23 protein-coding genes are annotated in these 26,584 nt (G+C 63.6%); 8 read left to right on the forward strand and 15 right to left on the reverse strand.

All coding sequences use genetic code 11. From position 1 onward, the window contains the following. Positions 1-16: 16 nt before the first annotated feature. The 10 genes from P0Y58_20770 to P0Y58_20815 all read right to left on the reverse strand — a co-directional run bounded on the left by P0Y58_20770 (position 17) and on the right by P0Y58_20815 (position 13,348). Entirely contained in the window at positions 17-211 is a 195-nt protein-coding gene (locus P0Y58_20770; protein WEK29319.1) for a hypothetical protein, read from the reverse strand. A 178-nt stretch (positions 212-389) separates the two neighbouring features. Then, a complete protein-coding gene (locus tag P0Y58_20775; protein WEK29320.1) occupies positions 390-794 on the reverse strand; it encodes a TraR/DksA C4-type zinc finger protein in 405 nt (134 codons plus the stop codon). Between the two features lie 344 nt (positions 795-1,138). Continuing rightward, positions 1,139-1,912, reverse strand: a complete 774-nt coding sequence (locus tag P0Y58_20780; GenBank protein ID WEK29321.1) for an enoyl-CoA hydratase — start codon at positions 1,910-1,912, stop codon at positions 1,139-1,141. Between the two features lie 13 nt (positions 1,913-1,925). After that, positions 1,926-3,053: an acyl-CoA dehydrogenase gene (locus P0Y58_20785; GenBank protein ID WEK29322.1), complete on the reverse strand. Its 1,128-nt coding sequence runs from the start codon at positions 3,051-3,053 to the stop codon at positions 1,926-1,928. Positions 3,054-3,061: 8 nt separating this feature from the next. Continuing rightward, positions 3,062-4,255, reverse strand: coding sequence for an acetyl-CoA C-acyltransferase (locus tag P0Y58_20790; protein ID WEK29323.1), 1,194 nt, complete (start codon positions 4,253-4,255; stop codon positions 3,062-3,064). An 11-nt stretch (positions 4,256-4,266) separates the two neighbouring features. Continuing rightward, the gene (locus tag P0Y58_20795; GenBank protein ID WEK29324.1) at positions 4,267-5,034 is read right to left on the reverse strand and encodes an SDR family NAD(P)-dependent oxidoreductase; all 768 of its coding nucleotides are present in this window, start codon (positions 5,032-5,034) and stop codon (positions 4,267-4,269) included. A gap of 13 nt (positions 5,035-5,047) precedes the next feature. Next, complete coding sequence (locus P0Y58_20800; protein ID WEK29325.1) at positions 5,048-6,694, reverse strand: acyl-CoA synthetase; 1,647 nt, start codon at positions 6,692-6,694, stop codon at positions 5,048-5,050. 89 nt (positions 6,695-6,783) lie between these two features. After that, entirely contained in the window at positions 6,784-11,334 is a 4,551-nt protein-coding gene (locus P0Y58_20805; protein ID WEK29326.1) for an NEL-type E3 ubiquitin ligase domain-containing protein, read from the reverse strand. 69 nt (positions 11,335-11,403) lie between these two features. After that, a complete protein-coding gene (locus P0Y58_20810; protein WEK29327.1) occupies positions 11,404-12,420 on the reverse strand; it encodes an AraC family transcriptional regulator in 1,017 nt (338 codons plus the stop codon). A 64-nt stretch (positions 12,421-12,484) separates the two neighbouring features. Continuing rightward, positions 12,485-13,348: a LysR substrate-binding domain-containing protein gene (locus P0Y58_20815; GenBank protein ID WEK29328.1), complete on the reverse strand. Its 864-nt coding sequence runs from the start codon at positions 13,346-13,348 to the stop codon at positions 12,485-12,487. A 112-nt stretch (positions 13,349-13,460) separates the two neighbouring features. On the opposite strand from P0Y58_20815, the gene P0Y58_20820 reads away from it, so the two are divergent. After that, positions 13,461-14,567 (forward strand): 2-aminoethylphosphonate--pyruvate transaminase, encoded by a 1,107-nt coding sequence (locus P0Y58_20820; protein ID WEK29329.1) that lies wholly within the window; start codon positions 13,461-13,463, stop codon positions 14,565-14,567. A 35-nt stretch (positions 14,568-14,602) separates the two neighbouring features. Then, on the forward strand, positions 14,603-15,430 hold the full coding sequence (locus tag P0Y58_20825) for a phosphonoacetaldehyde hydrolase (GenBank protein WEK29330.1): 828 nt from the start codon (positions 14,603-14,605) through the stop codon (positions 15,428-15,430). Between the two features lie 129 nt (positions 15,431-15,559). Here the strand turns inward: P0Y58_20825 and P0Y58_20830 are convergent, their stop codons facing one another. Continuing rightward, positions 15,560-16,624, reverse strand: a complete 1,065-nt coding sequence (locus tag P0Y58_20830; GenBank protein ID WEK29331.1) for an AI-2E family transporter — start codon at positions 16,622-16,624, stop codon at positions 15,560-15,562. A 134-nt stretch (positions 16,625-16,758) separates the two neighbouring features. Between P0Y58_20830 and yegQ the strand changes: the two genes are divergently transcribed. From yegQ to P0Y58_20860, 6 genes are all read left to right on the forward strand, one after another. Then, on the forward strand, positions 16,759-18,093 hold the full coding sequence (gene yegQ / locus P0Y58_20835; GenBank protein WEK29332.1) for a tRNA 5-hydroxyuridine modification protein YegQ: 1,335 nt from the start codon (positions 16,759-16,761) through the stop codon (positions 18,091-18,093). Positions 18,094-18,171: 78 nt separating this feature from the next. Then, on the forward strand, positions 18,172-19,872 hold the full coding sequence (locus P0Y58_20840; protein ID WEK29333.1) for a copper resistance system multicopper oxidase: 1,701 nt from the start codon (positions 18,172-18,174) through the stop codon (positions 19,870-19,872). After that, positions 19,865-20,728 carry a copper resistance protein B gene (locus P0Y58_20845; GenBank protein ID WEK29334.1) on the forward strand — a complete coding sequence of 288 codons (864 nt, stop codon included), beginning with the start codon at positions 19,865-19,867 and terminating at the stop codon, positions 20,726-20,728. The genes P0Y58_20840 and P0Y58_20845 overlap by 8 nt, the downstream gene beginning before the upstream one ends. Before the next feature lie 14 nt (positions 20,729-20,742). Beyond that, on the forward strand, positions 20,743-21,171 hold the full coding sequence (locus P0Y58_20850; GenBank protein ID WEK29335.1) for a DUF411 domain-containing protein: 429 nt from the start codon (positions 20,743-20,745) through the stop codon (positions 21,169-21,171). Then, positions 21,171-21,608 carry a DedA family protein gene (locus P0Y58_20855; GenBank protein WEK29336.1) on the forward strand — a complete coding sequence of 146 codons (438 nt, stop codon included), beginning with the start codon at positions 21,171-21,173 and terminating at the stop codon, positions 21,606-21,608. Before P0Y58_20850 ends, P0Y58_20855 begins: the two co-directional genes overlap by 1 nt. Positions 21,609-21,683: 75 nt before the next feature. Beyond that, positions 21,684-22,682: an alpha/beta hydrolase gene (locus tag P0Y58_20860; protein WEK29337.1), complete on the forward strand. Its 999-nt coding sequence runs from the start codon at positions 21,684-21,686 to the stop codon at positions 22,680-22,682. A 7-nt stretch (positions 22,683-22,689) separates the two neighbouring features. Here the strand turns inward: P0Y58_20860 and zapE are convergent, their stop codons facing one another. The 4 genes from zapE to speB form a co-directional block, all read right to left on the reverse strand. Beyond that, positions 22,690-23,796, reverse strand: a complete 1,107-nt coding sequence (gene zapE / locus P0Y58_20865; GenBank protein ID WEK29338.1) for a cell division protein ZapE — start codon at positions 23,794-23,796, stop codon at positions 22,690-22,692. 179 nt (positions 23,797-23,975) lie between these two features. After that, positions 23,976-25,127, reverse strand: a complete 1,152-nt coding sequence (locus tag P0Y58_20870) for a PQQ-dependent sugar dehydrogenase (GenBank protein ID WEK29339.1) — start codon at positions 25,125-25,127, stop codon at positions 23,976-23,978. A gap of 22 nt (positions 25,128-25,149) precedes the next feature. Then, positions 25,150-25,467, reverse strand: a complete 318-nt coding sequence (locus P0Y58_20875) for a hypothetical protein (GenBank protein WEK29340.1) — start codon at positions 25,465-25,467, stop codon at positions 25,150-25,152. 143 nt (positions 25,468-25,610) lie between these two features. Then, positions 25,611-26,576 carry an agmatinase gene (speB, locus tag P0Y58_20880; protein WEK29341.1) on the reverse strand — a complete coding sequence of 322 codons (966 nt, stop codon included), beginning with the start codon at positions 26,574-26,576 and terminating at the stop codon, positions 25,611-25,613. Between the last annotated feature and the right edge of the window lie 8 nt (positions 26,577-26,584).

The raw sequence follows: 26,584 nt of genomic DNA on the forward strand, positions 1-26,584 counted from the left end.
GAGGCAATAAACAATTTCAGGCAGCCAGGCCTTTCTTCAGTTGCTGCTGCCAGGCAGCCTGACACTCCAGTGCTTCTTCACGCGTGGCGAAGGCGGTGCCCCGACGCTCGCCATTGACCAGTACCACCCAGCAAATGCGTTTGCCCAGCGCCTGCAAGGTGGCTGGCACACCCGAACCTATCATCACAGCGACATCGACCCGGCTATTCATCATGCCCTCCGGCATTTAGTTAGCACCCTAACGATAACGCCATGATACGCCTGCCCGCCTTGAGAAAACAGCGCTTCGCGGTATAGCAGTGTTACGTTGGTGGCAACAAAACCGTTACCGGCAATAAACGCGAAAAGCCCCAGGGATCGCTCCGTGGGGCTTGGCACCGCGCGCGGGTTTATACCTGGCGCTGGTGGCGGTCGAGCTGCTCGTGGCGCTCTTGGGCTTCGATGCAGTACTTGGTGGTCGGGCTGATCAACAGGCGCTTCAGGCCAATTGGCTCACCGCTGTCATCGCACCAGCCGAAGCTGTCGTCGCCAATACGGTCCAGGGCCATTTCCAGCTGTGGCAGCAGGCGCTGGTCGCGGTCGATGGCATTTACCAGCCAGCTACGCTCTTCTTCGACCGAAGCCACGTCGGCAGGGTCGGACGGAGTGTCCAGGCCTTCGATGGTGGTGCGGCTGAGCTCGATGCGTGCATGGGTTTCGACTTTCATCGCCTGCAGCAGCTCAGTGAAGAAGGCCAGCTGGTCGGCGTTCATGTAGTCATCGGCCGACATGGCCAGCAACTGTTCCTTGGTCATCGATTTCTCTATGAAAAAATGTGCATTGGGGCGATTTGGGTGCCGCCGGCGCCTTGGCATCGGCAGCGGAATTTTTCAAGCGCCAACCGGCACTCTTTTACAGGGGGCGGCAGTCTAAGGCGCCACGTCGCGTGGAGCAACTGCAAATAGGTGCGAATTTGCTTCCGGGGCTTACAATCCGCCGGTCGGTGCCGGGAGAATGGATCTCTAATGAGACTTTTGGGGGGCTGCCATTGCACTTTCAGCGTCTGTCAGATCGAGCGCCGCGCGGGCGGCGCTGGACTCACCCGCGCCAGGCCTCTCTAGACATGCACCTGAAGGCCCAGCCCGAATCTTAACCAGAATCAACGATCCTTGAACTGCGCCTCGCGCTTGGCGATGAACGCCGCCATGCCTTCTTTCTGGTCTTCGGTGGAGAAGGCCGCGTGGAAGACCCGACGTTCGAAGCGCACACCTTCACTGAGGGTAACTTCGAACGCCCGGTTGACGCTCTCCTTGACCATCATGCTGACCGGGATCGATTTGCTGGCAATGGTCGCCGCCACTTTCAGCGCTTCTTCCACCAGCTCAGCCTGCGGCACAATACGCGCCACCAATCCCGCACGTTCGGCCTCTTCGGCCCCCATCAAACGGCCGGTCAGGCACAGTTCCATGGCTTTGGCCTTGCCCACCGCACGGGTTAGCCGCTGGGTGCCGCCCATGCCCGGCAGCACGCCAAGGTTGATTTCCGGCTGGCCGAACCTGGCGTTGTCGGCAGCCAGGATGAAGTCGCACATCATCGCCAGCTCACAACCGCCACCCAAGGCAAAGCCGGACACTGCAGCGATGATCGGCTTACGCCGGTTGGCAATGCGGTCGGCATCGCTGAACAGGTCGTCAACGTAGATCTGCGGGTATTGCAGGTCGGCCATTTCCTTGATATCCGCGCCAGCAGCAAAGGCCTTGGCCGAACCCGTGAGCACCACACAGCCAATATTCGGGTCGCGTTCAAGCTGGTCCAGTGCCTGATTGATCTCGCCAACGATCTGCGCATTCAGCGCGTTCAGTGCCTGCGGGCGGTTGAGGGTGATCAGGCCGACCTTGCCGTGGATATCCAACAGGATGGTTTCGAATGCCATGCAGTCTGCTCCTTCAAAGATTGCGCGCAATGACCATGCGCTGAATGTCGCTGGTGCCTTCGTAGATCTGGCAAACCCGAACGTCGCGGTAGATCCGCTCCAGCGGGAAGTCGCTCAGATAGCCATAACCGCCCAGGGTCTGCAAGGCATCCGAGCAGACCTTTTCGGCCATTTCCGAGGCAAACAGCTTGGCCATCGACGCTTCCACCAGCGCCGGGCGCCCGGCGTCACGTAGCGCAGCGGCATGCAATACCATCTGCCGGGCCACGGCAATTTTCGTCGCCATATCGGCCAGGCGAAAGGCCACAGCCTGGTGTTCGATCAGCGCCTTGCCAAAGCTTTGCCGCTCATTGGCGTAGTCACGTGCTACTTCGAACGCCGCACGGGCCATGCCCACGGCCTGCGAGGCGATACCGATGCGCCCGCCTTCGAGGTTGGCCAGGGCAATCTTGTAACCCTCGCCCTCTGCGCCCAGGCGGTTGGCCACTGGCACACGCACATTGTCGAACACGATCTGGCAGGTGTCGGAAGCGTGCTGACCGAGCTTGTCCTCGACCCGCGCGACCTGGTAACCCGGTGAGTCAGTGGGCACGATGAAGGCGCTGATCCCGCGCTTGCCGGCTTGTGGATCAGTCACGGCAAACACGATCACCACCCCGGCGTTCTGCCCGGAGGTGATGAACTGTTTGCTGCCATTGAGCACATAGTGGTCACCGTCCAGACGCGCACGGGCCTTCAGGCTGCTGGCATCGGAGCCAGCCTGCGGTTCGGTGAGGGCAAAGGCACCCAGCATCGCGCCAGTTGCCAGCGGGGTGAGAAACTGCGCCTTCTGCTGCTCGCTGCCAAAACGCAGGATCGGTACACACCCAACGGAGTTGTGCACGCTCATGATGGTGGAACAGGCGCCATCACCGGCGGCAATTTCTTCCAGGGCCATGGCGTAGGCCACGTAACCGGTGTCGCTGCCGCCCCACTGCTCCGGGACCAGCATGCCGAACAGTCCCAGCCCGGCCATCTCTGCAATGGCCTCCTTGGGGAAGCGGTGCTCCTTGTCCCACTGCTCGGCAAAAGGCTTCAGGCGTTCCTGGGCAAAGTCACGTACCGCATCGGCGATCTGTTGTTGCTCGTCAGTTACCAGCATGGTTCACCTCAGTACAGGCATTCGACGGCCATGGCCGTGGCCTCGCCGCCACCAATGCAGATGGCCGCCACGCCGCGGCGCAGGTTGTTCTGGCGAAGGGCCGACAGCAAGGTCACCAGGATGCGTGCGCCGGAAGCGCCGATCGGGTGGCCAAGGGCGCAGGCGCCGCCGTGGATGTTGACCTTGTCGTGAGGCAGATCAAGGTGCTTCATGGCTGCCAGGGTAACGACGGCGAAGGCCTCATTGATCTCGAACAGGTCGACTTCGGACAGGTTCCAGCCGGTGCGCTTCATCAGCTTGTCGATGGCCCCGATCGGCGCGGTCGGGAACAGCGCCGGGGTGTCAGCGAAGGCCGCGTGACCATGAATGACCGCAAGCGGCTTGAGGCCCCGTTTGTCGGCTTCGGAGCGACGCATCAGCACCAGCGCCGCAGCACCATCGGAAATCGAGCTGGAGTTGGCTGCGGTCACCGTACCACCGTCACGGAAGGCGGGCTTGAGCTGCGGGATCTTGTCCAGGCGCGCCTTGGGCGGCTGCTCGTCATCTTTGATAACGCGCTTGTCCTTGCCCTCGGTAACTTCCACCGGCACGATTTCGGCGGCAAAGCGGCCGCTGCTGATCGCGTCCTGGGCACGGGTCAGCGAGGTGATGGCGAACTGGTCCTGGGCTTCGCGGCTAAAAGCATTGGCCTGGGCGCAGTCCTCGGCAAAAGTACCCATCAGGCGGCCTTTGTCATAGGCGTCTTCCAGGCCGTCCATGAACATGTGGTCGATGATCCTGCCGTGGCCCATGCGGTAGCCGCCACGGGCTTTGTCCAGCAAGTACGGGGCGTTGGTCATGCTTTCCATGCCCCCCGCCGCCACCACGTCTGCGGTGCCGGCCAGCAGCAGGTCATGGGCCATGATTGCGGCCTGCATGCCCGAGCCGCACATCTTGTTCAGGGTGGTGCAGGTGGTGTGCTTGTCCAGCCCGGCCCCCAGTGCCGCCTGGCGCGCCGGCGCCTGGCCCAGGCCGGCCGGCAGTACGCAACCGAACAGCACTTGCTCGACACTGGCAGCATCGATGCCGGCACGTTCCACGGCACCACGAATGGCCGCGGTGCCCAGTTGTGGCGCGGTCAGGCTTTTCAGATCGCCCTGCAGGCCACCCATCGGGGTGCGCACAGCGCTGACAATCACGATCGGATCATTGGCGAGGGTCATGTTCGTTCTCCTTACTTGGCAGCCATGCGCAGCGCACCGTCGAGGCGGATAACCTCGCCGTTGAGCATGCTGTTCTCGATGATGTGACGGGCCAGCGCAGCGTATTCCTGCGGGCGCCCCAGCCGCGGCGGGAACGGCACGCCAGCTGCCAGGGAAGCACGCACCTCTTCGGTCATGCCGGCCATCATGGGCGTCTCGAAGATGCCTGGGGCAATGGTCATCACACGGATGCCGAAGCGCGCCAGTTCGCGGGCGGCCGGCAAGGTCAGGCTGGCGATGGCGCCCTTGGAGGCAGCGTAGGCGGCTTGGCCGATCTGGCCGTCATAGGCAGCGATTGAGGCAGTGTTGATGATCACCCCACGCTCACCGCCCTCATCGGCAGCCCCTTCAGCCATGGCCGAAGCAGCCAGGCGCAGGAGGTTGAAGCTGCCTATCAGGTTGACGTTGATGACCTTGGCAAAGCTGGCCAGGCCATGCGGGCCTTGTTTGCCCAGCACTTTCTCGGCACCGACGATGCCGGCGCAATTGACCAGCCCGTGCAAGCTGCCAAAGGCGCTCACGGCTGCATTCACGGCCGCTTGGGCAGCCTGCTCGTCGCTGATGTCGGCCACCGCGAAGCGGGCGTTGTCACCCAGTTCACGGGCCTTGGCCTCGACGGCCTGGGCATTGAGGTCGACCAGCATGACCTTGGCGCCGGCCTCGACCAGCATCTGCGCGGTGGCAGCACCCAGCCCGGAGGCGGCGCCGCTGACGATGAAGTGTTTATTGGCTATGTGCATGATCGGTTTCCTTTCAGGCGCTGGCAGGGTTGGCCTGCTGCGCTTGTTGTCTGGCCACTTCCTGATTACGCAGGATGAAGCGTTGCAGCTTGCCGCTCGGGGTTTTGGGCAGTTCGCTGACGAATTCGATTTCCCTTGGGTAGGCATGCGCGTACAGGCGCTGGCGCACGTGCTGGCGCAGGGTTTCTTCCAGCTCGGCACTGGCGCTGTAGCCGCTGGCCAAGACCACGAAGGCCTTGATCAGCTCGGTACGTTCGGGGTCGGGCTTGCCGATCACCGCCGCCTCGATCACCGCCGGGTGCTCGAGCAGCGCGCTTTCCACGTCGAATGGGCCGACCCGGTAGCCGGAGGTGGTGATCACGTCATCGCTGCGGCCGACAAAGCTGATGCTGCCGTCCTGGTTCAGCTCGACGGTGTCGCCACTGAGGTAGTACTTGCCAACGAAAGACTTGGTCGGCAGACCGTGATAACCGGCAAACCAGCACAGTGGCGACTGTTCACGGTCGACGGCAAGAATGCCTGGTTCGCCGACCGGCAGTTCTTTGCCCTGCTCGTTCAGTACCACGATGCGATGGCCAGGGATGGCAAAACCGGCCGATCCCACGTGTACCGGATGCTGCAGGCCATGGTGGTTGCACAGCACCATGCCCAGCTCGGTCTGGCCATAATGGTCATGAATGGTCACGCCCAGTTCGTCGGCGAACCAGCGGATCACTTCAGGATTGAGCGGCTCGCCGGCACTGCTGACCACGCGCAGACGGCCCTTGATCGGCGCAGAAAAATCCTTGCCGGCAGCAATCAACAGGCGATACGCAGTAGGCGAACCGGCCAGGTTGGTGATGCCCAACTTGTCGATCACCCGGGCGCAGCTGTCGACACTGAACGGGCCATCGTAGAAAGTAGTGGCATGGCCCAGCGACAAGGGGCCGGTAACGGCGTAATACAGCCCATAGGCCCAGCCCGGATCGGCCAGGTTCCAGAAGTTGTCTTCGGGCCGCAGGTCGATGGCATCGCGCATGTACCCCTGAAAGGCAACAATGGCGCGCAGCGGTACGGCCAGCGGTTTGGCAGGCCCCGTGGTACCGGAGGTGAACATCAGCAGGAACGGGTCGTTCGCCGAGCGCATGACCGGTTCGCAGATGCCTGCGGCAGCCTCCAGGCATTGCTGGAAATCCAGCTCGCCGCTGCGGGCGTTGACCGTGATGATGGCCGGGCAAGCGCGCACATCGTCCAGCTTGGTGCGGTTGAGGCTGTCGGTGACGATGACGCGGGCGTGGGACTGTTCAAGCCGGTGCTCGATGGCCTTGGGGCCAAAGGCGGTGAACAAGGGCTGGTACACCGCCCCGAGGCGCCAGGTGGCGAGGATGGTGACCAACAGCTCGGGCGTTCGCGGCATCAGCCCCGCCACCCGGTCCCCGGCCTCCACGCCTTGGGCCTGAAGTACGTTGGCGAAGCGGGCGGCCAGCGCTTGCAACTGATCGAAACTGTAACGCGCGCTGTTGCCATCGCGATCCTCGTGCAGCAGCGCCAGCTTGCCACTGCCGACATGGCGGTCACAGCATTCGACACAGGCATTGAGGGCTTCGAGGTTGCCATGCAGCGCCTCAGCGGCGGCCTTGCCAAGCTCGAACGCACGAGCGGCCTCGGCGTAATCACGCATCGTCGGACTCCTGGTTTGTTGTTTTTGGAGTTAACCATCGGTCCGACGATATTCGCGCCACTCAGGCCTGGCGACAATGGCCAAAGCTGTCAATCTGACTGACTGCTTTGGCCGCCTGCAGGTTCATTGCGGCCCTCCAGCACCTGCCTGGTCAGCAATACCTTCAGACGGTGCAGTTGGCCATCGCGGGCGTTCTTCAAGGCCTCCCAGCCGTCGCAATACTGCTGGTCATTCAAGGTTTCACGCGAATCATCAAGGGCAGTACCCTGCTGGTCGAAGTCATCGTTTATCGCCGCAAACTCGGCTGGATACCGAGCCTCCAGATGGCTACTCCAGAAAGCCTGGTCGCTCAGGAAATTCGCCTTGGCCTCGACTGTTTCCGCCTTTTTCACGTACTCGCGAGCCTTGCCAAGCATACTCGGGTCGCCCCCACTCAAGGCGGCGAAGGTCATCGAAGCCGGCTGGCCAGGAATCTGCATCTCCCTGGCCAGATTGACGATGTAATAGAGCCTGGCCTCTATCAGGTCCAACGATGGCATTTCACGGCTGCGCTGCTCCAGGTCGTCGCGAATGAACGCTTCGAGCCTGTCCAGCCGGAACAGGCCGACGCCCAACTCGAGCAGGTCGTCTTGCGTGCCGCCGCTCGATCGGTTCGCTTTCGCCACCAAGGCGCGCACCTGCAGGTCACTGAAGCGCTCGGCAACGCTGTCCACGCAGGTGATGGGCTCATCGGCGATCGCCCGGATTTCCTGCTCCAGGACAGCGTTCGCATCCATCTCGTCCAGCAGTGTCCAGACCTGGCCTACAAGTACATCACGGTAAGCGCGGTTGATAAAATCGGTGCTCGCCCGCAATTCGCGCAAAATCCGCAACACGCTGCCATTCTGCTCGCGGGAAAACAGCCGATCCCAGCACACCTCGCGCACTTGGCGATGGGTACCTTGCACCCACGCCTCACGGGTAACGGCCGCTGCCTCCGAAGCTGCTGCCTGGGCGTGCCTACGGTGCGGATTTCGCGCGTACAGGCGCCTCAAGCGCACCACCGGCACAGCGTTTCCCCCCAGATGAATCGCGGCACGGAACTCATACGGCATCTGCAGGATCGTTTCCGGCACGTCGCTCAACTGGTTGTAATTCAGGTTCACATCGCGCAGCAAACCGCAGTGTTCCAGACCGCTCGGCCACTCCAGCAACTGGCAACCGCGCAAATGCAAACGCCTGAGCGCAGGGGCCTGTATGAACTGCAATGTCAACCGGCTTAACCGATTGCCATTAAGGAACAATGCATCCAGCTGGTGAAGCCGGGAAAGGGTACGGGTTCCCTGCCCATCCATGGTGATCCGGTTAAAGGACAGGTCCAGCGAGGCAAGGCTCGTCAGGTGCCTCAGGCTAGCGGGAAACGCCCGCAGGGCATTGCGCGACAGGTTCAGGCGACGCAACCCGCCGAAGCTACTGAAGAATGCTTCAGGCACCGTTCGCAGCGGGGTATTCATCATCACCATCGATGTCACGAAGTGAAAGTCCAGTTCACCGCTGAGTTCGGGCAGGCTGGTCACCTGGCTGCCACTCAGATCGAGCTGGTAGCCCAAGGCCCCCTCGTGCTGCAAGTCGATGGTCAGTTGCCTGCGCCAGGCTGAACGTAACCGCTGAGCAAGCAGCCGACGCGCCGACGTTTCCAGTTCGTCCGCTTCATTGACCCACCTGTCGAGCCTGGCATTCAGGGCCTGGAAATTCCCCTCCTCGAACAGCAACTGCTCGAAAGGGTCAACGCATTGCAGGATTCTTGTCACGTGCGCTTCGATCTGCGTTGGCGTACTCCCCCTGTACAGCGCCAGCAGACGACGCCGTAGCCGCAGGTTGTCCTGCCACGGCCTCGAGCCACCACCACCCAATACATAACCCACGCGGCCGTCGGGCAAGCGCTGCCCGGGGTTGAACCAGCCCGGCTGCGTCTTCCAGCCAAACCTGTCCAGAAGCTGTCGCCTGTCGCGTGGCACCTGCTCCAGCAACCGGTCACGCAGTACACCGGCCGGGTCGGTATCGCCCAACTGCAGCGATGTGCGGTTGGCGGGGCTCATCAACGCATTCATGCAACTGAAGAAATCATCCGTGTCAGGTATGTCGAGCTCGACGGGCCTGCCATCGCGGTCATAGAGCTTGAACTCACCCGTCTCATGCACCATGGTCAGCTCTTCGCGCTGCGCACCGCCCCAGTCGAGCACCGACAGGATGCTCCCCTCCGTAGACCCCTGACGCAGTACCAGGCGCTTGTTCAGAACACGGCCGAGACGCGCCATCAGGTTCAACACGACTTCGCCCGTGACATCGCTGTAAGCGTTGCGCAGCATCAGGCCCATCTGCGCCTGGCTGAGCCTTGCAAGCTGCAGCAGCGCCCGGGCCTTGTTCATCACCGGCAACGGCAGACGGCGCTGTATTACGATCACCTCGCGTTCCTGGGCATTCACCGTGGAGGCCAAGGAGTCGGCATAGTCTGCAGGCAGCCCCGGGAAATCCCGCAAGATGACGCGCACGGCCTGATCAGCACTTGGCTCGGTCCGCGTCAGATGGCTGAACAACCCACTGCGCAATTCACTGGCCTGCTCGATGATCGCGGCATCGATCTCGTCGCCCTCCAGGCCCGCGCAAACCGGGTGTTGCCTGCACCACTCATGAATAGCCTGGTCATCAGCAGGCACGCTCGCCGCCAGTTGTTCGAAGAAGCCATTTATCCGTTCATCGGCATCGAAGTGACGCAGGGTGTGGCGAAGGTTGGCGGGTAACGCACGGTTCTCGATCAGAATCCCTCGCAGTTCGTCGACATCGCTGCACGCTGCCTGCAGCAAGCGTTCCGCGCGCACCTTCGACAACCTGTTGGCTTGCGGCCAGAGCCGATTCAACATGGCTGCGGCATCACTCCACGCCAGCGGTTGTTCATCGTGCAATGCCCAGAAGCGTTCGCCATTACCTTCCACCACAGGCCCCCAGCCACCGGGCCGCAAGGGGTGACGGAGGCGCCAAGCGCCATCTTCCTCGGGGCGGTTTAGCTCATAGTAGTGGCTGTCGATGTGCATCAGGCTCCGCTCGCCATCGCTGTACAGGCCGCCTTCCTCCAGCACGGGGGCTTGTGCCGAAGTACGATAGGTACCCAGGTCGTCGTGCCACAGGCGTTGCGAGGCAGGGCCAACCGTCATCGGCTCCATGGCGTCGACAAAGGCGCTGCGCACGAAGCGCCGGCCAGCGGCTTCGGCGCCCACTACCACGCCCACGGTGATCGCTGCCGCCGCCACCGTCTCGGCAACCCCAAGCGCATGCTGCAATGCCTCGTGATCATGCCCTTCGGCCCAGTCCTCGGCACCCTCGTAGACCTGCGCGCACAGCTGGGCAACCAGTTGCGCCAGCAACAGTGCGCCTACCCCAGGGATGAAGAACCCGGCCAGGTTGAGCAGCCCCCATCCCAGTGATTTCCAGCTTTCGAGGCGTTCCCGGCTGGCCTTGGCGTCGGCATCTGCGGTGGGCACCAGCAACAGCCTGGCATCGCTCTGCGCCCGTTGGTACTGGGATTGAGCCCAGCGCAGGAAAACATGGCCGTGGCCAGTCTGCCCTTCCAGTTGCAGGTCTGGCACTTCGTCCTCAAGCCGCAATAGCAGCGTGCTGAAAAAACTCGCGCGATCTTCGAGGGCAATCAGTTGGATGAATGCCGCGCGCCGTTTTTCGTCCTGCAGTTCGCCGGCCATTTCAGCGGCCCATTGCTGTTGCGACGGATATCTGTGCAACGGCCTGTTCGCATCACCCGGCCGGAAGATGACAACACCTTTGTCCTCATCGTCGGCACCGCGCAACTGAATGAACAGCGACTCGTGCACACGCACCCCGAGCATGGACAGCAAACCAGGGTAGGCGGTGATCGTTGCCGTAGCGTCTGCGGCCGGGTCAGTTGCAGTGACGTCGGCAATCACCGCCTGCAGTGCATCCCGGACCTGCCCATCGATGGTTTTACTGAGAAAGGCGACATGCACCGCCAGTTTGAAGCCTGCCAGCTTGTCAGTTACCAGCAACGGTTCGCTGGCCTTGAATACCTGCTCCAGCAGCGCTTGATACTGTGCGCCCGCATCGAGCTGCCGACACGTGTCGATCAGCGTGTTCAGGTCAGCGTCGAGCGCCGTTTCAGTGCCCGCTGCCAGCAGCCCGCTGCCTTGCAACGGCGTAGCGCCAACGGCAAAGTTCTGCATCAGGCGCGGTAAGGCCGGATGCTCCTCGTAGCTGGCCTCCAGCCGCGGCACCGACACACCTTCGAGCTGCAGCGCTTTGTCTCGCCACCGCAGGGTGCTCAACCGCTCACCGCTGGGCAGGATGTTGGCCAGCGCCTCGGACAGCTTGTCATCGGCAAAAGTTTCCAGCTGCGGTACGGCTGCTGTCGCCAGCCTGACCTGGTCCTGGCTGGTTTTATGCGCGCTCAGCAAAGCCCGCAGCGTGGCAAGGTCCTCAGCGTCGGCATCGCGGATCCACTGAGGCAGCCGCTGATGGATGAAGTGATCGGTGGCTTTTTGTGCCTGATCCGCCAATGCCACAGGCGGCTCTACCGCTTTGCCCGGTGTGGCGCCTTGCTCATTCGGGCGAGGGGGAAAATCACGTTTACGCACGGTGCACTCCAACTCGATTGGGCGGCCCAATCTTTCATCGTCGGCCTGCCCACGTCAGAGGGAAGTGGATTACTCCTGCGTACTACGGGCCTGCACCAGTGCCCTGTATTGCCCCGGGTTGCAGCCGAACCACTTGCGAAATGCCTTGTAGAACGAACTGCCATCGGCAAAACCCAGCCCGCCGGCGATGTCCTGCATGCTCAAACGATCTTCGGCGAGCCAGGCGATCGCCAGCTCGCGGCGCACGCTGTCCTTGAGACCTTGGTATGTCTGGCCCTCCTCCGCCAGACGGCGACGAAAGGTCGACGCCGACAGGCACAGGTGGCGTGCCAGGCCGTCGGCGTCGGGCCAACGGATGGGCTCGAGCGCCAGCAGGTCGTGCCGAATGCGCCGTCCCAGGCTGGCCGGGTCGCGGTACCTGACCAGGATGTTGCCGGGTGCCTCGGCAAGAAAACGCTGCAGGTCCAGGGCTGTGCGCCGCAGCGGCAAGTCCAGGCCATCGGCGGCGATGATCATGCGCGTGCGCGGGCGCTGGAACTGCAGGTTCTCGGAAAACATCACCCGATAATCGTCGCAGAACGGCGGTTCGCCGCAGCGCAGGTCAATGGCCAGGATGGGGATGCGCCGGCCGGCCAGCCAGCAGGCCACGCCATGTACGATCATCCAGAAGGTGAAGTAGGTGAAAGCCCTGCGTGGCGCATCTTGCGGCTCGTTGATAACGATCTCCGCCAGCCCCCCCTGGCGTACCAGGCTGGGTTGCAGGTCCTGGAGCATCAGGCTGAGGAACTCCAACGCGGTCTCCAGACCCATGGCCAAGGTCGGCTGGGCCATGGCCGCGCGGCACAGAAAGGCCAGGCTGCCAGTGCGCAGGCCGCGCGGGTCCATGGCAAAAAACTCGTCATTGCAACGGCGGGCCAACAAGCGCCATAACCGTGCGTAGGCTTCGGCGCTGACCCGCGCCTCGGGGCGCTCGAGCTGGCTGGCCTCTATACCGGCGCGCCCGAGCAGCGAGGCATCGGCATCGGGGCAGGTCTGCAGCAGTGCCTCACGCACCAGCTGCATGGATATGGTGTCTTTATCGCTCATCGGCCGCTCGGGGTACGCTGTGCCGGCCATCTTAAGCCGCCGAAGGGAAAATGCCAGCCCATGCTCAAGTGCTGGCGGCCAAGCCAAGAAACGCCTGGATCAGGCGCAGCTCTCGACGCCGCTCAAGGCAGCCGATCATGTGCTGGTTGACCAGCCCTGCCCCCGCCAATGGGCGGGCCACGACCCTGGGGTCGTTGGCCACTTCGGTCGATGAAACGACACCGATCCCAAGCTCGGACGCCACCGCCTCGGTCACGGCTTCGCGGCTGTCCAGTTCCAGCAGCACGCGCGGCTGAACTGCGGCCTGGCCGCAGGCCCGGTCGAACGTGCGCCGGGTGGTCGAACTGGGCTCGCGCAACACCATGATCTGCTGATGCAACTGCGCCAGCGGCAGGTCATCTTGCTGCTGCGCCCAGGCATGCCCGGCCGGCAACAAGGCGCACAGCCGCGACTCGCAGAGTTTCTGCAAATGCAGGCCCTTGCGCGGCTCGATCTCGGTCAGCACGGCCACGTCCGCATGTTCACCCAACAGCGCGGCCAGGGTTTCCTGAGCATTGCCCAGGCGCAGGTTGACGGTGATGCCGGGGTAGCGTTCGCGCAACATGGCCAGCATCGGCATCACCCGGTGGGGGCCATCGGCCGCCACCTCCAGGCGCCCGGTCAGCAGTTGGCGATTGGCCTCCAGCATGGCCTGTGCCTCTTCGGCCAAGCCGAACATGGCACGCGTAATAGCCGCCAGGCGCGTGCCTTCCTCGGTCAATTCCACCCGCCGTGCGGTGCGCCGAAGCAGGGTGATCTGGTAGTGCTCCTCCAGCGCTTTCACATGCCCGGTCACTGCCGGCTGGCTGATGAACAAGCGCTCTGCGGCACGGGTAAAGCTGCCTTCACGGGCAACGGCATCGAAGGCGCGCAACTGGAACAGGTTCATATGCATCGGCCTGACTTATAGCTGAGATAACAACAAACAATTTGATTGATGCCAGCGTGAATTGCAACCTAGACCCCGTAGTTTCAGCCCACCGCTTGTGAGGAATAACGGAATGAGCAACGCCCCGATTCTGCTGACCCCAGGTCCTCTGACCACATCAATCCGCACCCGCCAAGCCATGCTGGTGGACTGGGGCTCCTGGGACCGCGAATTCAATCAATTGACTGCCACTGTCTGCGAGCAACTGCTGGCGATCATCGACGGCAGTGCCAGCCACCACTGCGTGCCGCTGCAAGGCAGCGGCACCTTCGCCGTGGAGGCCGCCATCGGTACCCTGGTGCCGCGTGATGGCAAGGTGTTGGTGCTGATCAACGGTGCTTATGGCCAACGCCTGGCAAAAATCTGCAAGGTACTGGGCCGCACCTACAGCACCTTTGAAACCGCCGAAGACCAGCCGACCACGGCTGCCGATGTCGACCAACTGCTGGCTGCAGACCCAGCCATCACCCACGTCGCGCTGATCCACTGCGAAACCAGCACCGGCATTCTCAACCCGCTGCCAGAAATCGCCCAGGTCATCGAACGCCACGGCAAGCGCCTGATCATCGACGCCATGAGCTCGTTCGGCGCGCTGCCGATCGACGCCCGCGAAGTCCCCTTCGAAGCGCTGATCGCCGCCTCCGGCAAATGCCTTGAAGGTGTGCCCGGCATGGGCTTCGTGTTCGCCGAAAAAACCGCGCTGGCCGCCGCCGAAGGCAATGCCCACTCGCTGGCCATGGACCTGCACGACCAGCACGCCTACATGGCCAGGACCGGCCAGTGGCGCTTCACCCCACCCACCCACGTGGTCGCAGCCCTGCACGAAGCGCTGCAGCAATACAACGAAGAAGGCGGCCTGCCCGCCCGCCACCGGCGCTACGCCAACAACTGCAAGACCCTGCTCGACGGCATGGCCGCGATTGGCCTGCGCAGCTTCCTGCCGGCCGAGATCCAGGCGCCGATCATCGTTACCTTCCATGCGCCTAACGATCCCCGCTACCAGTTCAAGGACTTCTACGAGCGGGTCAAGGCCAAGGGTTTCATCCTCTACCCAGGCAAGCTGACCCAGGTCGAAACCTTCCGTGTCGGCTGCATCGGCGTGGTCGGTGCCGATGGCATGCAGGCCGCCGTGAATGCCGTAGCCGAAGTGCTGCGGGAAATGGAAGTGCTGGACATCTAACCCCTTTGCCTACCCGAATTCAGGAATCAGCGCACATGAACTACAGCAACCCTACCCAGCTGCAAGCCGCCATCCTCGACTGGGCCGGCACCGTGGTCGACTTCGGCTCCTTCGCCCCGACCCAGATCTTTGTCGAAGCCTTCGCCGAGTTCGACGTGCAGGTGTCTATCGAAGAAGCCCGAGGCCCGATGGGCATGGGCAAGTGGGACCACATCCGCACCCTGTGCGACGTGCCGGAAATTGCCGAGCGCTACCGCAAGGTGTTCGGCCGCACCCCGACCGACGAGGACGTCACCGCCATCTACAACCGCTTCATGCCGCTGCAGATCGAGAAGATCGCCGTTCACTCGGCACTGATCCCGGGTGCACTGGACACCCTCACCGGGCTACGCCATGACGGCCTTAAGATCGGTTCGTGCTCGGGCTACCCGAAGGTGGTAATGGACAAGGTGGTCGAGCTGGCAGCGCAGAACGGATACGTCGCCGATCACGTGGTGGCCACCGACGAAACCCCGAATGGCCGCCCTTGGCCGGCCCAGGCCCTGGCTAACGTGATTGCTCTGGGGATTGACGATGTCGCCGCCTGCGTGAAGGTGGACGACACCGTGCCGGGCATTCTCGAAGGCCGCCGTGCCGGCATGTGGACCGTGGCGCTGGTCTGCTCGGGCAATGCATTGGGGCTGACCTGGGAAGGGTTCTGCGCGCTGAGCGCCGATAAGCTGGAAAGCGAGCGCAAACGCATCCACACGCTGTTTGCCGGGTCGCGCCCGCACTACCTGATCGACACCATCAACGAGCTGCCTGAAGTGATTGCCGACATCAACCGCCGCCTGGCCAAGGGCGAGATGCCGCAGGCGTTCTGACCCGGCCAGTGGGGCTGCTTCGCAGGCAAGCCAGCTCCTACAGGTACTGCGCCAATCTTGAAAGCTGCGCTGTCTCTGTGGGAGCTGGCTTGCCTGCGATGGGCCGCCAAGCGGCCCCCCGTGCACATTCTACTGCGGCAACTGCACCTGCGGCTTGGTCGAGGCAAAGATCGCCCAGCTGGACACGAACAGCGCCGCGATCAATGGCCCGATCACGAAGCCGTTTAGCCCGAACACTGCCAGACCACCCAGCGTCGACACCAGAATCAGGTAGTCCGGCATGCGCGTGTCCTTGCCTACCAGGATCGGCCGCAGCAGGTTGTCCACCAGGCCGATTACCAGTACCCCGAACGCGGTCAGGATAATCCCCGGGAGAATCGCCCCGGTCAGCAGGAAATACGCGGCCACCGGCGCCCACACGATACCTGCCCCCACCGCCGGCAACAGCGACAGAAACGCCATCAGCACCGCCCACACCAGTGCGCTGGGGATATCCAGCACCCAAAAGATGAACCCGCCCAGCGCCCCTTGGGTGATGGCTACCAATACGTTGCCTTTCACCGTCGCCCGCACCACCCGGTTGAACTTCAACTGCAACCGGCGCTTCTGGTGCTCGGGCAGCGGCACGGCCAGCCGCACCCGGCGGGCTACCTCTGCACCTTCACGCAGGAAGAAGAACAACAGGTACATCATGATGCCGAAGCTGACCAGGAACTCGAACGTGCCCTGGCCAAAGCTGAACGCCTGGCTGGCCAATACCTGGCTACCCTGGGTTGCCCACTTGGTAATCTTGTCACGCAACCCGTCAAGGTTGCCCATGCCCATGTTGTCCAGGCCGTGCTGGGCAAATGCCGGGAGCAGGTCTTTGCCGTGCTCGACGTAACCGGCGATGTCCAGCTGCCCGCTTTCGATGCGCTGGTACAGCGTGGCGCCTTCCTGCACCAGCAATGCGCTGGTGATGAACACCGGCAGCACCGCCACCAACAGGCAGACCAAGGTCGTCGCGGCCGCTGCCAGGTTGCGCCTGCGCCCAAAGCGGATCAGCAGGTTGCGCTGCATCGGGGCGAACAGGATGCCCAGCACAACCGCCCAGAAAATCGCGCCATAGTACGGCAACAGGATCCAGAAAAAGGCAATGGTCACCAGCGCCAGGAGCACTGCCAGGGCTTTGTTCTGTAGAGCGGCTTCGTTCATCGCAGGTCCTCGAATGGCTTATGCGATATTAGTGCGCGCCGCTTGGCTAAAAGTGCCGCGACTCCCTTGATGTAAATCAATACGTGTACTGACCGAGGGTTTTAGCATCCGCGCCCTTTGCCTCGGTGCTCACCATGACCTCTATCGCCAAGCCTGAACTGCTGGCCCCAGCCGGCACCCTGAAGACCCTGCGCTACGCCTTTGCCTACGGCGCCGACGCGGTCTATGCCGGCCAGCCGCGCTACAGCTTGCGGGTGCGCAACAATGAATTCGACCATGCCAACCTGGCGCTGGGTATCCAGGAAGCACATGCCCTGGGCAAGCGTTTCTACGTGGTGGTCAACATCGCCCCGCACAACGCCAAGCTCAAGACCTTCCTCAAGGACCTGGCACCGGTCATCGACATGGCGCCGGACGCGCTGATCATGTCCGACCCTGGCCTGATCATGCTGGTGCGCCAGCACTTCCCGCACATGCCGGTGCACCTGTCAGTGCAAGCCAACACGGTCAACTGGGCCAGCGTGCAGTTCTGGCAACAAATGGGCCTGAGCCGGGTGATCCTGTCACGCGAGCTGTCTCTGGAGGAGATCGAGGAAATCCGCCAGCAGGTGCCTGGCATGGAGCTGGAGGTGTTCGTCCACGGCGCGCTGTGCATGGCCTACTCGGGCCGTTGCCTGCTGTCGGGCTACCTCAACAAGCGGGACGCCAATCAGGGCAGCTGCACCAACGCCTGCCGCTGGAAGTACGACGCCACGCCGGCCACCGAGAACGCCACCGGCGACATGGTGCGCGAAGTGCAGCCCACCCTTGGCCTGGGCGCCCCTGCCGAGCAGGTGTTCCTGCTGCAGGAAAGCAACCGCCCCGGCACTGAAATGCCAGCGTTCGAGGATGAACACGGCACCTACATCATGAATGCCAAGGACCTGCGCGCCATCCAGCATGTCGAGCGCCTGGCAGGCATGGGCGTACATTCGCTGAAGATCGAAGGCCGCACCAAGTCGCACTTCTACTGTGCCCGCGCAGTACAGTCGTACCGCCAGGCGATCGACGATGCCGTGGCCGGGCGTCCGTTCGACCGGGCCTTGATGGGCAACCTCGAATCCCTCGCACAACGCGGCTACACCGAAGGTTTCCTGCGCCGTCACGTGCACGACGAATACCAGAACTACCAGCGCGGCAACTCGGTATCCGACCGCCAGCAGTTCGTCGGTGAGCTGACCGGCGTGCGTGTCGATGGCCTGGCCGAGGTCAAGGTGAAAAACCGCTTTGCCTTAGGTGACCACCTGGAGCTGATGACCCCACGAGGCAACTACCATTTCGACCTGCACAGGCTGTGCAACCGCCAGCAGCAGGCCATCGACGTGGCACCGGGTGACGGCCACGTGGTGTACCTGCCCATCCCGGAGCAGGTCGCGCTTGACTACGCCCTGCTGATGCGCGACCTGCGGGCCGACGAGGTGGCAAGCTGACAACGCTGTAATGCGCGCCTCAGCTACCTGACAGGCGCCTGCAGCGAACATCGTGGCTCCCCCGCATGAGGCCACGCCATGTTGCACACTCCCACCCGCCGTACCTTCGTCAAAGGCCTGGGCGCCGCCACTGCACTGGCGGGCCTGGGGCTATGGCGCCCGCTGGCTCAGGCCGCGGAAGGCCAGGACTTGGCCGGGCAGCATTTCGAGCTGTTCATCGGCCAGACGCCGGTCAACCTCACTGGCCGCCCGCGCACCGCACTGACCATCAACAACAGCCTGCCCGGCCCCTTGCTACGCTGGCGCGAAGGCGAAACCGTAACCCTGCGCGTGCGCAACCACCTGGCGCAGGACACCTCGATCCACTGGCACGGCATCATCCTGCCCGCCAACATGGACGGCGTACCAGGCCTGAGCTTCGCCGGTATCGAACCCGGTGGCGACTACCTGTACCGGTTCACCCTGCGCCAGAGTGGTACTTACTGGTACCACAGCCATTCGGGACTGCAAGAACAGGCCGGGGTATACGGGGCGATCGTGATCGAGCCACGCGAGCCCGAAGCGCACCACTACCAGCGTGACCATGTGCTGCTGTTCAGCGACTGGTCGGACCAGGCACCGGAACAGCTGATGGCCACGCTGAAGAAGCAGTCCGACGCGTTCAACTATCACAAGCGCACGGTCGGTGACTTCATCGATGATGTCGCCGACAACGGCTGGAGCCCCACCGTCGCCGAGCGCACGGCCTGGGCACGCATGCGCATGAGCCCTACCGACCTCGCCGATATCAGCGCCGCCACCTATACCTACCTGCTTAACGGCCAGCCGCCGCAAGGCAACTTCACCTGCCTGTTCCAGCCGGGTGAAACCGTGCGCCTGCGACTGATCAACGCCTCGGCCATGACCTACTTCGACTTCCGCATCCCCGGGCTGAAGCTGACCGTGATTGCCGCCGACGGCTTGCCGGTAACGCCAGTGAGCGTGGACGAACTGCGCATTGCCGTGGCCGAAACCTACGATGTGCTGGTCACCGTGGGCGACCTGCCCGCCTACACCCTGTTCGCCCAGAGCATGGACCGCAGCGGCTTCGCCCGCGGGACCCTGGCCCGCGCTGCCGGGCTGCAGGCACCGGTGCCTGAAACCGACCCACGCCCGGTATTGACCATGGACGACATGGGCCACGGCGGCATGGGCGCCATGGCAGGCATGGACCACAAAAACATGGCCGGCATGGACCACACCGCCATGCCGGCGATGCAGCAACACCCTGCCAGCGAAACCGGCAACCCACTGGTTGACATGCAGACCATGGCCCCGCGCCCCAACCTGGCCGACCCCGGCATCGGCCTGCGCGACAACGGCCGCCGCGTACTCACTTACGCCGACCTGCGCAGCCCCTACCCCGACCCGGACGGGCGCACACCCTCGCGTGACATCGAACTGCACCTGACCGGCCATATGGAACGCTTTGCCTGGTCGTTCGACGGCATCAAGTTCAGCGATGCCGAACCCCTACGCCTGCGTTACGGCGAGCGGGTGCGCATCACCCTGGTCAACGACACCATGATGACCCACCCCATCCACCTGCACGGGATGTGGAGCGACCTGGAGGACGAACACGGCCAGTTTCTGGTGCGCAAGCACACCCTCGACATCCCGCCCGGCAGCCGCCGCAGCTACCGGGTGACTGCCGATGCCCTGGGCCGCTGGGCCTACCACTGCCATTTGCTCTACCACATGGAGACCGGCATGTTCCGCGAGGTACGCGTCGATGAATGACACACGCAACCGCAGCATCGTGGCCGGCGTGGCCCTGCTGACCCTGCTCGCCAGTGAACGCGCGCTGGCCGCCGGCATGGCGCACATGAACCATGGCCAGATGAACCACGAAGGCATGAGCCATGGCCAGGCAACACCCAGCCAGCCGCGCACACCGCTGCCTGCGATCAGCGACGCTGACCGCCGCGCCGCCTTCCCGCCCCTGCCCGGGCACCAAGTGCACGACCGCGCGATGAACTGGGCCGTGATCGTCGACAAGCTTGAATACCAGAACTTTGAGAGCAGCAGTGCCCTGAACTGGAACGCCACCGCCTGGGTCGGCGGTGATATCGACCGCCTGTGGTTGCGCACGGAGGGCGAGCGCGAACAGGGCAAGACCCACAAGGCCGAGTTGCAGGCGCTGTGGGGCCATGCCGTCAGCCCGTGGTGGGAGCTGGTGGCCGGCGTGCGCCAGGACTTCAAACCCGTCAGCGGTCAGGCCTGGGGCGCGTTCGGCATTCAAGGCACGCCGCTGTATGGCCTGGAGCTGCAGGCCACTGCCTACGTCGGCGAGCGGCAACAGACCGCGCTGCGCCTGGAAGCCGCTTACGCTATGCTGCTGACCAACCGCTGGATACTGGAACCGACCCTGGAAGCCAACCTCTACGGCCGCAACGACGCCGGCCGCGAGCAAGGCGCAGGGCTGGCCGACAGCGAGGTCGGCCTGCGCCTGCGCTACGAGATCACACGCGGCTTCGCCCCCTACATCGGGGTCAGCTTCAACCGCCTGCACGGCAAGCGTGCCGACCAGGCCCGCGAAGACGGCGAAGATCTGGCCCAGACCCGGCTGGTCGCCGGTATCCGCCTGCGTTTTTAAAGGAGTGCTTCACGATGCTACGCAAACACCTGCTGAGCCTGGGCCTGCTGGCCATCACCGGCCTGGCACAGGCCGCCGAAACCATCGACGTCTACCGCGACCCCAACTGCGGCTGCTGCAAGGCCTGGATCAGCCACCTGCGTGACAATGGTTTCACCGTCAACGACCACGTCGAGCCAAACATGAGCGCAGTCAAGCAGCGCCTGGGCGTGGCGCCGCGCCTGGCGTCGTGCCACACCGGGGTGATCGACGGCAAGTTCGTCGAAGGCCATGTACCGGCCGAACAGGTACGCCTGCTGGCCAAGCGCAACGACCTCAAGGGCCTGGCCGTGCCGGGCATGCCCATGGGCTCGCCCGGCATGGAAATGGGTGACCACAAGGATGCCTACCAGGTCATTGGCGTAACCCAGGATGGCCAGGACACCGTTGTAGCCAACTACTGATGCTCAGCTTGTGGGCGCTGTTCCTCAGCGCCTTCGGCGCCGCCACCCTGCTGCCGCTGCAATCGGAGGCCGTGCTGGTCGGCCTGTTGCTGCGCCAGCCCGAGGCCTGGGCAACCCTGCTGCTGGTGGCCACCCTGGGCAATGTGCTGGGTTCGGTGGTGAACTGGCTGCTCGGCCGCGCCGTCGAGCACCTGCGCGACAAGCGCTGGTTCCCGTGCAGTGCTGCCCAGCTGGAGCGTGCGCAGCAGCGTTACCAGCGTTGGGGGCAGTGGTCGCTGCTGCTCAGCTGGCTGCCGGTGATCGGCGACCCGCTGACGTTGATCGCCGGGATCATGCGGGAGCCATTCTGGCGCTTCCTGCTGCTGGTGACCCTGGCCAAGGCTGGCCGCTATGCGGTGCTGGCGATGATTACCCTCGGCTGGTTTCACGCCTGGTAACACCTTTCACGCTCCGGTCACGCGCCTGGCTGCTAAAGTCGCCCCTTCCTACATGGCCCTACACGGAGTGCCCCCATGCTGCGCGCAACCGCCCTGGCCCTGGCCTGCCTTGCCGGCAGCCCGGCCATCGCCGCCGAGCCGCCTACCTACGGCCCCCAGCTCGAAGGCTTCAGCTACCCGCACCCACTCAAGCATTTTGACTTCAAGTCCCAGGGCCAGGCCCTTCAGATGGGCTACATGGACGTCCCTGCACAAGGCCAGGCCAATGGCCACAGCGTGGTGCTGATGCACGGCAAGAACTTCTGCGCCGCCACCTGGGAAACCACCATCGACGCGTTGAGCAAGGCCGGATACCGGGTCATCGCCCCCGATCAGGTCGGCTTCTGCACCTCCAGCAAACCCGCGCACTACCAGTACAGCTTCCAGCAGTTGGCGAACAACACCCATGCCTTGCTCGAACAGCTGGGCATCAAGCAGTCCATCGTGCTTGGCCACTCCACGGGCGGCATGCTCGCCACCCGCTATGCGCTGATGTACCCGCAGCAGGTGGAACGCCTCGCCATGGTCAACCCGATCGGTCTGGAAGACTGGAAGGCCCTCGGCGTGCCCTATCGCACCGTGGACCAGTGGTATGCCCGCGAGCTCAAGCTGGATGCCGAGGGGGTGCGCGAGTATGAGCGCAAGACTTACTACGCCGGGCGCTGGAAACCGGAGTATGAGCGCTGGGTACAGATGCTGGTGGGCCTGAACAAGGGGCCGGGGCATGAAGCGGTAGCGTGGAACTCGGCACTGATCTACGACATGATCTTCACCCAGCCGGTGTACCACGAGTTCAAGGACCTGCAGATGCCGACCCTGCTGCTTGTCGGCGACAAGGACACCACAGCGATTGGCAGTGATATCGCGCCGCCGGACGTGAAGGCCAAGCTGGGCAAGTATGAAGTGCTGGGGCCACAGGTAGCCAAGCTGATTCCCAAGGGTGAGCTGATCACCTTCGAAGGCATGGGGCATGCGCCGCAGATCGAAGAACCGGTGCGGTTCAACCGTACGCTGGTCGAGTGGCTGAACAAATAAATTTGTATCAGCCAAACCGTTGAAATTGCATCTCCCGCAGCCGGCTCAGGGTCCGTTGGTACGGAAACGCCAGATACCCTTGAGTGTAGAGGGCATCGAGCGGCACCTGCGCTTCCAGATACAACGCCACACGGCGGTCATAGCATTCGTCGACCAAGGCAATAAAACGGCGCACGGCGTCGTCCTTGGGGGACAACGCGGGTAGTTCGCGGTCCCCCGCCGCCACCCGCGCAGGCGCATCCTCGGTGCCCCGGGCAATACGCCCGGCCCGCTGTTCACCGCTCAGCGCCGGAACCTCCGATACCAGAATGGCCGGAAAAAGGTCGCACAGGGCCATGAACTCCATGGCTGCCAGTGGTTGTTCACACAGGTCGGTGAAGCGGCACCAGATGGCCTGTTTGCTACGCCGTACCACTTGGATGTGCCTGGAGCCGATCTCCAATGGCTGATCAGTGCCGGGGTCATCCGGGCTGAGTTGGCGGAACACCTCGCCTAACTGGCTGGCCTGCCCCGGCACTGCCACCCAGTAGCGCTGGCGTTCGGCACCGGGGTGCAGGCGATGGTCCTGCTCCCCCGCCACCGGCAGTACCTGCATGTGCCGCTGGATCGCGGCGATGGCCGGCAGGAACCGCTCGCGGTTGAAGCCGTCGCGGTACAGCTGCTCAGGTGGCTGGTTGGAGGTGGCCACAATCACCACGCCCTGGTCGAACAGTACCTGAAACAGGCGGCCCAGAATGATTGCGTCACCGATGTCGTTGACGAACAGTTCGTCGAAGCACAGCACGCGGATCTGCCCGGCCAGTTCCCGCGCCAAGGCCAGCAGCGGGTCAGCGGTACCATTGAGCTGGAACAGGCGCTGGTGGACCCAGGCCATGAAGTGATGGAAGTGCTGGCGCCGGCTGGCCACGTGCAGGCAGCGGTGAAACTGGTCCATCAGCCAGGTCTTGCCCCGCCCGACCGGGCCCCAGAGGTAGACGCCCTGGGTCGGGCGGCCCTGTTCCACGGCAGAGAAGCAGGCTTGCAGGGCCTCGACGGCGCGGGCCTGGGCAGGGTCGGCGACATAGCCCTGAGTGGTCAGGGCTTGCTGGTAGAGGGATTGAGGAGTCATGGCCATGTGGCATTCTACACAGCTGGCGGCCGATCGCTTTTGGCAACCACTGACATGCTCAATTTCTCGGGGCTGTCACTTCCCTCTGTGGGAGCGGGTTTACCCGCGAACACCGGCAACGCCGGTGCCATCCACCGCGTCGAATTCTTCGCGGGTGAACCCGCTCCCACAGGGTAGGTTGAGGCTCAGACTTCGTCGGCCAGGCCTACCTTGAGTAATGCGCCATCCTTGTCATCGGTCAGTACATAGATGTAGCCATCCGGCCCCACCCGCACATCGCGGATACGCGCCTTCAGGTCACCGAGCAAGCGCTCCTCATGCACCACCTTGTCACCCTTAAGCTGCAAGCGGATCAGCTCCTGGGTCGCCAGCGCACCAATGAACAGGTTGTGGTCCCAGGCCTTGAATGTCGGGCTGTCGTAGAACGCCATGCCGCTGATCCCTGGAGACTTTTCCCACACATGGTGCGGATCGACCATGCCGTCCACATGCTTGCCCTTCGCCTCGGGGATCGGCAGCAGCGAGTAGTTGATGCCATGGGTCGCAATAGGCCAGCCGTAATTCTTGCCGGGCTCGGGGATGTTGATTTCGTCGCCGCCACGCGGGCCATGTTCGTGGGTCCACAGCTTGCCGGTCCAAGGGTTGAGCGCGGCGCCTTGCTGGTTGCGGTGGCCGAACGACCAGATCTCCGGCCGCACGTTACTCTTGCCAACGAAGGGGTTGTCCTTCGGCACTTCGCCATCTGGCAAGATGCGCACGATCTTGCCTTGCAGCTTGTCCAGGTCCTGGGCAGTGGGCCGCTGGTTGTTCTCGCCCAAGGCGATGAACAGGTAGCCGTTGCGGTCGAATACCAGGCGCGAGCCGAAGTGGTTGCCCACCGAAAGCTTGGGCTGCTGGCGGAAAATCACGCTGAAATTCTCCAGCCGGGCGCGGTCTTCGGACAGCTGGCCACGGCCGACAGCGGTACCGGCCTTGCCGTCACTGCCCTCCTCTGCGTATGACAGGTACACAGTGCGGTCCTTGTCGAACGTCGGCGACAGCACCACGTCCAGCAGGCCGCCCTGGCCTTCGGCCCAGACCTTGGGCACGCCGCTGATCGGCGGGCCGACCTTGCCTTCAGCGTTCACCACCCGCAGGTTGCCGGCACGCTCGGTTACCAGCATGTCCTTGCCACCAGGTAGAAAAGCCAGCGCCCAGGGGTTGCGCAGGCCGTCGGCCAAGGTGCTGACAGTCAACGTGCCTGCTTCGCTGCGAAACTGTTGCTCTGCCGCCGCCTGCGCCAACAGGGGCATGAGTGCAGCGGCAGTCAGGGTGGCGAGCCAGGTTGCTTTAGGCATGCAGAATTCCTTTCATGTAGGCTCACGGCGCACGCGTGTTGTCGCGCGGTGGCCGGGTAGGTTCCAGGTTCGGGGTCTGTTGCTGCCGGCGCAGGTTGTCACCGTTGCCGATGCCGCGGTTGTCCAGGCTGGGCGTACGCTGGTAAGGGTCGGTAGACGGGCCGCGCACAGGGGGCGTGGCCGGCATGCTGCCCTGGCGGCTGTTGGGGTTGGCGCGCTGGATCGGGCTGTTGTAGGGGTTGTTGTTGCCGGCGGCAAGCTGCAACGGCTGCTGCGGCGCAGCGTGCACGGGCAGGCACAAAGCCAGGCCGATGGCCAGGATGGGCAATGTCGGGGTCATGCTTCACCTCCTGTACGAAAATACCGCGCCTGAGGACTTTGATAGCCTAAGGCGCGCAGGGTTCGCGGCAAAAGTGTGATTGCGGGTGGAGTTGATTCCTGATGTTTCAGTATGCGCCCATGGGGCTGCTTTGCAGCCCCAAATTATTGGCCCATATCGACTTTGTGCCGCGCCGCATACAGGCACAGCATCTCCATGGCCAGGGTCGCCCCGGCCAATGCGGTGATGTCGGCATGGTCGTAGGCCGGCGCCACTTCAACCAGGTCCATGCCCACCAGGTTGATGCCGCGCAGCCCGCCCAGAATCTCCAGCGCCTGCACGGTGCTCAAGCCGCCACACACCGGTGTACCGGTGCCGGGCGCATAGGCCGGGTCGAGGCAGTCGATATCGAAGGTGAGGTACACCGGCCGCTCTCCAACACGCTGGCGAATCGCCGCAATCACGGCCTCGGTGCCCTGGCGGTGCACCTGTCGGGCATCAAGGATGGCAAAGCCCTGGCTGTCATCGTTGGTGGTGCGCAGGCCGATCTGCACCGAGTGGGCCGGGTCCACCAGGCCTTCGCGGGCGGCATGCCAGAACATGGTGCCATGGTCGATACGCTTGCCCTCCTCGTCTGGCCAGGTATCGCTGTGGGCATCGAAGTGGATCAGCGCCAGCGGGCCATGCTGGCGGGCGTGGGCCTTGAGCAGCGGGTAGCTGATGAAGTGGTCGCCACCGAGGGTAAGCATGGCGCAGCCCGCTTCCAGGATATGGGCGGCATGGGCCTCGATGCTGTCCGGCACCGACTGCGGCGTGCCACTGTCAAACGCGCAGTCGCCATAGTCGATCACTGCCAGGTGGTCGAACGGGTCGAATGCCCACGGCCAGTGCCGGGCCCAGGCCTGCTGCACCGAGGCAGCACGGATGGCCCGCGGGCCGAAACGCGCACCTGGACGGTTGCTGGTGGCGGTATCGAACGGCACACCGCTGACCACCACATCCACACCGCGCAAGTCGCGGCTGTAGCGGCGGCGCGAGAAACTGGTAATACCAGCGTAGGTACTTTCTGCGGCAGTGCCATACAGGCTGTCGCGGGTCATCGCCTGGTCGTTGCTTGCGGCTTGCTCCACGGTCGGGC

This window comes from Candidatus Pseudomonas phytovorans (assembly GCA_029202525.1).
In the GTDB taxonomy this organism is placed as follows: domain Bacteria; phylum Pseudomonadota; class Gammaproteobacteria; order Pseudomonadales; family Pseudomonadaceae; genus Aquipseudomonas; species Aquipseudomonas phytovorans.